Raw genomic sequence first — 5,517 nt, 5'->3', positions numbered from 1 at the left:
TGCCAAAGGCACCCGCCGCTGCTGTATCGGTTTGCCGCCTGTCAGCGGACGGCCGCTGTTAGGCGTTCACCCGCACGTAAGTGGAGCCGGTGAGCCAGGAGGCCGGATGAACGATGGTTTCGTTGACACCGTTCATGCCGCTGCTGATCGCCTGGCCATTGCCAATGTAAACGCCGACGTGCCCGCCGCTGATCATGAGGTCGCCGGGCTGCGGGGAGGAGACCGGAGTGCCGTACTGGTAGAACTGGGTGGGCGCGAGGTCACCCACGGACTTGCCGACTGAACGCAGCGCCTGTTCCACCAGGACGGTGCAGTCCTGGGTGGCGCCGAGCTGTGACTGGGCGGAAGCCACGATGGCAGCACCCACACCGCTGGCGGATTGGGTCGCGGCTGCCGGCTTGATCGAGGCCGAGGCACTGTAGATCCCCATGCCGGAGGGTTCGGACGCTGCAGGCGCCGGGGCCGGAGCTGCGGGTGCCGGAGCTGCGGGTGCAGCCGGTGCGGCAGGCACAGCAGGAGCCGCGGGGGCTGCAGGTGCGCCGGGCCCGGGGATGAGGAGCTGATCGCCGGGGTAAATGATCGACGCCAGGGTCAGACCGTTCTCCGCGAGCAGAACATCGAGGCTTACCCCGTGGCTGGCCGCGATGGCACCGAGCGTGTCGCCGGAAACAACGGTGTACGGTGCGCCGGCAACGGCGGATCCAGCCGGCGCGGGAACTGCCGGCGTGGCCGGGGCTGCCAGCGCCTGGCCTGCTGCGGATTGGACGGCAGCGGCGGCACCGGTGGCGGCCTGGCTGGCGGAAGTGCCCGGGGTCTCCGGAGCGTAGGCGCCGGCGTGGGCAGGTGCACCTGCGCCGAAGAGAAGCCCGGAGGCGACCGCTGCAGCGGCAGCCGGCTTGGCAACCGTGGCGGCGTTGGACTTGAGGGAATACGACAGCCCCTGCAGGGCGATGGAGGTCGTAGGGGTGGCGCGATGACGCGCGGCAGTGGACTTACGTGACATGGTGATGTGCCTCTCCCATGCCTGCGGGGTTAGCTGTCGGGTTCGGATGGGAGTCACCCGGTCCTGACGGCCGCTGGGCGGCGCGCCGGACTTAACCCCAAGGCCTCGGAGGCAAGGCCGGTACTAACGTGGTTCCCCCGTCCCTGCCTGTTGGTCGTAGCGAACGGATCCCGGTCAGCGGCAGGGCTCGGCATTCTGCCCGGGAATGCCCTGAGCGGAAACCAGGGCACTCGCCGAGGCTACCGCACCTCCGCACCAAAAGTCACATTTAGATAACGCGGCGCGCCGAAGCGCTCAGGAACAGGTTTTCAGAGTATGGCTCCCCGGCGCACACTTACAGGGCCTTGACCGCACCAAGCACCTTCGTCAGGGATTCCTTGGCGTCACCGAACAGCAGGGTGGTCTGCGGTTCGTACATGAGGTCGTTTTCGATACCGGCGAACCCCGGTCGCATGGACCGCTTGAGGAACACCACCTGACGCGCGTCCGCCACTTCAAGGATCGGCATCCCGTAGATCGGCGAACCGGCGGTGGTCTTGGCCGCCGGGTTCACGACGTCGTTCGCGCCCACCACCAGCGCGACGTCGGCGGTGCGGAACTCAGAGTTGATCTCGCCCATCTCCTTGAGCGATTCGTAAGGCACATTGGCCTCGGCAAGCAGCACGTTCATGTGACCGGGCATGCGCCCCGCGACCGGATGGATGGCGAAGTCCACACGGATACCCCTGGATTCCAGGGCCTGCGCCAGCTCCGCGGCCGTGTGCTGTCCCTGTGCGACGGCCAGCCCGTATCCGGGCACGATTATCACGCGCTGGGCGTAACCCAGCAGCACCGCCACGTCCTCCGGGCTGGACGAGCGGACCGGACGGTCGCTCACGGCAGTGGATCCCGCCGTCGAACCTCCCCGGAAAGCGCCAAACAGGATGCCGGCCACGCTGCGGCCCATGGCCGCTGCCATCGCCCGGGTGAGGATGGTGCCCGACGCACCGACGAGCGTTCCGGCCACCACCAGCAGGACGTTCCCCAGCACCAGACCGGACGCCGCCACAGCCAGGCCGGTGAAGGCGTTAAGCAGCGAGATGACGATCGGCACATCGGCGCCGCCCACCGGCAGGACCAGCAGCACGCCGGCCAGCAGGCCCAGCAACAGGAGCAGCAGCGCCAGGACCAGCGACCCGCCCAGCACGACGGCGGCCGCGGCACCTACAGCAGCGAGCAGCACGGCCCCCATCAGAACCGGCAGCCCGGGGAAAACGACCGGACGGGTGGTCATGAGTTCCTGCAGCTTCGCGAACGTCACGGCGGACCCGGCAAAGGACACCGCCCCCACCAGCAGGGTGAAGACGACGGCGACCCGCACCCAGGCGTCCTCCGCATGCGGCAGTTCCAGCAGAGCCACGAGGGCGGCGGCGCCCCCACCCACCCCGTTGAACAGCGCGACGAGCTGCGGCATCTGGGTCATCTTGACGCGCCTGGCCACGGGGGCAGCCACGCCGGAACCGACAACAATCGCGCCAAGGATCAGGGGAACGTTGTCCAGCCGCGTGGAGAAAAAGACCGTGACGACGGCGACCAGTGCACCGAAGGCGCCGATAAGGTTGCCCCGGCGGGCGGTGCGCGGGGAGTTGAGGCCTTTCAGCGCCAGAATGAAAAGGACGGCGGCCGCAAGGTAGAGCAGCGCCGTGACGCTGGGATCGAGGAGAGTCACCGCCGGGCCTCCGTGTTCTCCGTGGTTTCGCCTGGCGTTACTGTGCCGGAGGCGGCCGGTTTGTCCGGCTTGCGGCCGCGGAACATCTCGAGCATTCGGTCGGTCACCACAAAGCCGCCCACCAGGTTAGCCGTGGCGAGCACCACCGCCAGAAGCGCCACCGCCAGCACCCAGGGGTGTTCGGCCTGGCCAGCCACGATGATCGCACCCACCAGGATGATCCCGTGGATGGCGTTCGCGCCGGACATCAGGGGCGTGTGCAGGGTGCTGGAGACCTTCGACACCACTTCGAAGCCAACAAACACCGCCAGCACGGTAATGGTCAGCAGGCTGATGCCGTCCATCAGGCCACCCCTTCGTTTTCCGACGCCTTCACTGGGCCCTCCGCCAACTCCTCGGCGAGTTCGTTGTCTCCGGTGAGCGCAGCGAGAGCCTCCGCCGTCTGCGGATGCCGCACCACGCCGTCGTGCGTCAGGCAGGCACCCGCTATCACGTCGTCGTCGAAGTCCGGGGCAACCGTCCCGTCCCGGACCATCAGGGCCAGCAGGTTGGCCACGTTCTTGGCGTAGAGGCGGGAGGCATCAGCCGGCATGGCGGACGGCGCGTCCTTGAGGCCGACGACGGCGACGGTCCCCTTGCCGTCTGCGGTGGGCACGTGGATGTCCCGGCCGGGAACGGATCCTTCGACGTTGCCGCCGGATTCCGCGGCGAGGTCGACGACGACTGATCCGGGGCGCATGCCCTGCACCATTTCACGGGTCACCAGGAGCGGCGCATGCCGGCCTGGGACGGCCGCCGTGGTGATCAGCACATCCGCATCGGCAACATGCGGCGCCAGCAGCTGCCGCTGCAGGGCACCGCGGTCGGCACTGAGCTCGCGGGCATACCCGCCGGCTGCCTCCGCCGTTTCCAGGTCCAGTTTGATGAAGGTGCCGCCCATGGACGTGACTTCTTCCGCCGAAGAGGGCCGGATGTCGTTGGCGGAGACGCGGGCGCCCAGCCGCTTCGCCGTTCCGATCGCCTGCAGCCCGGCGACGCCCACCCCGAGCACCAGCACCCTTGCCGGCGGTACGGTGCCGGCGGCGGTCATGTACAGGGGAAAGAAGCGGGGCAGGCGGATGGCGGCCTCAAGAACGCACCGGTATCCGGCCACAAGGGCCTGGGAGGAGAGGGCATCCATGGACTGCGCCCGGGAGATACGCGGCACGAGTTCCAGCGCGAAGGACGTCACGCCGCCTTCGGCGAGTGCCCTGACGGTGGCGAGTTCGGACGACGGCGACGCCAACCCCACGGTGACTGCACCGCGCTTCAGAGCTGCCGCCGTCGGGAGCTCCAACGGGCGGACATGTGCCAGGATATCCAGTTCGGCGGGATCGAGGTCCGCGACGATGTGGGCGCCTGCCTGGCGGTATTCCTCGTCGGCATGCCCGGCGGAAACACCCGCCCGGGATTCGACCAGCACCTCCAGGCCCAGCCCGGTCAGCTGCTTCACCGTCTCGGGGGTGCCAGCCACCCGCCGTTCGCCTTCACGGCGCTCCCGCGCTATGCCCAGCTTCACCCGCCACGTCCTTCCAACGGGTGCAGCGGCGTTGTGGCTCCCCTCGGTTCCCTTTCGGGCGGTTCACGGAGCGGCGCTGCTGCACGTAGTTGGCTAGAGTCTATGGCCCCGAGGCGCCTGACGGGAGGGTGACCGTCGACTTCGCCACGGACGGCGTGGCGACTGGCTTTGGATCCTCGCCGAAAAACTTTGGGATGAGCGCCGGCGGGATATTACGGGCGGCGCTATTAATGTCAGACCCCCTGCTCAGAATGGGTCTATGGAAGCCGTTGGGGGATCCACCGCAGACCGGGACGTGGGGACCGGTCCCGGTGGGTTGGCTCCCGCGGCTGGGAATGACGGCGGCGGCTGGCTCGGCGAGGCGGCTCCCGGTGACGGGGCTATTAATGTCAGACCCCCAGATCAGAATGGGTCCATGGAAGCCGTTGGGGGATTCACCACGGACCGGGACTTGGCGTCCGGTCCCGCTGGGCTGGCCTCTGCCTCAGGGAACGACGGCGGCTGGCTCGACCGGGCGCCTACCGGCGGCTCTTCCGCCGAGAACGACGGCGGGGACTGGGCGAGCGGGGAAGGCACCGGTGTCGCGGCTATTAATGTCAGACCCCCCGTTCAGAATGGGTGCATGGAAGCCGTTGGGGGATCTATCGGAGACCGGGCCTTGGGGTCCGGCACCGGTTTGTTCGGTTCCGCCCAAAGCGCGGCGCCGGCTTCCATTGGCGCGACCGCCCTTCACAGCGTTCCCGCTGAAGTGGTTCCAGACGCAGACGCCGTTGACCAGGCCATGGCCTGGCTCGAGTCGAACCCCATCACCGCCGAGGACACGGCGTTGTGGGGTTTCGGCAGGGCGGCTGATTTCGCGGACCGGGTTGAGCGGCTCTCCCGGCGAGTGGAGCATTTCCAGGTGGTCGCGGCCGGGGCCGTGGAAAGGTCGCGGACCGCGGCCCTCACCGCCGCCGCGGCACCCCTCGTCCCCAACGCTGTTTCTGACGAAGCGGCTGCGGGCGAGTATGCGGGCGCGGACCCCAATGCTGACGGTGCCCGGAACACCGCCGAGTTCCTCCGCACCCGGCTGGGCATCAGCGCCTGCGAAGCCCGCCGCCGCCTCACCCTGGCCGATTCCATCCTGCCCCGGCCCGGCTTCGGCGGCCAGCAACTCCCGCCCCGCTACGAAGAACTCGCCGCCGCGGCCGGCACCGGTTTGATCAGCTCCCGCGCCGCGACCACCATCACCCTCGCCCTGGACCGGGC

General features: G+C 68.8%; 5 protein-coding genes and 1 riboswitch. Of the genes, 1 reads left to right on the top strand and 4 read right to left on the bottom strand.

Going from position 1 to position 5,517, the window contains the following annotated elements; all coding sequences use genetic code 11:
- Positions 1-58: 58 nt before the first annotated feature.
- The 4 genes from ACFUTU_RS21095 to ACFUTU_RS21080 all read right to left on the bottom strand — a co-directional run bounded on the left by ACFUTU_RS21095 (position 59) and on the right by ACFUTU_RS21080 (position 4,269).
- A complete protein-coding gene (locus tag ACFUTU_RS21095; protein ID WP_377967881.1) occupies positions 59-1,003 on the bottom strand; it encodes a LysM peptidoglycan-binding domain-containing protein in 945 nt (314 codons plus the stop codon).
- 5 nt (positions 1,004-1,008) lie between these two features.
- A riboswitch (cyclic di-AMP (ydaO/yuaA leader) is annotated at positions 1,009-1,175 on the bottom strand.
- A 162-nt stretch (positions 1,176-1,337) separates the two neighbouring features.
- Positions 1,338-2,711: an NAD(P)(+) transhydrogenase (Re/Si-specific) subunit beta gene (locus ACFUTU_RS21090; protein ID WP_377967879.1), complete on the bottom strand. Its 1,374-nt coding sequence runs from the start codon at positions 2,709-2,711 to the stop codon at positions 1,338-1,340.
- Positions 2,708-3,055 carry an NAD(P) transhydrogenase subunit alpha gene (locus ACFUTU_RS21085; protein ID WP_377967877.1) on the bottom strand — a complete coding sequence of 116 codons (348 nt, stop codon included), beginning with the start codon at positions 3,053-3,055 and terminating at the stop codon, positions 2,708-2,710. The genes ACFUTU_RS21090 and ACFUTU_RS21085 overlap by 4 nt, the downstream gene beginning before the upstream one ends.
- Positions 3,055-4,269 (bottom strand): Re/Si-specific NAD(P)(+) transhydrogenase subunit alpha, encoded by a 1,215-nt coding sequence (locus ACFUTU_RS21080; protein ID WP_377967875.1) that lies wholly within the window; start codon positions 4,267-4,269, stop codon positions 3,055-3,057. Before ACFUTU_RS21080 ends, ACFUTU_RS21085 begins: the two co-directional genes overlap by 1 nt.
- A 622-nt stretch (positions 4,270-4,891) precedes the next feature.
- Between ACFUTU_RS21080 and ACFUTU_RS21075 the strand changes: the two genes are divergently transcribed.
- A partial coding sequence (locus tag ACFUTU_RS21075; protein WP_377967873.1) for a DUF222 domain-containing protein occupies positions 4,892-5,517 on the top strand: 626 nt, incomplete at its 3' end.

This window comes from Arthrobacter sp. NPDC057388 (assembly GCF_042668165.1).
Lineage (GTDB): Bacteria > Actinomycetota > Actinomycetes > Actinomycetales > Micrococcaceae > Arthrobacter.
Note: the sequence above shows the minus strand (reverse complement) of the source record. Positions and strands in the feature narration are given on the sequence as shown.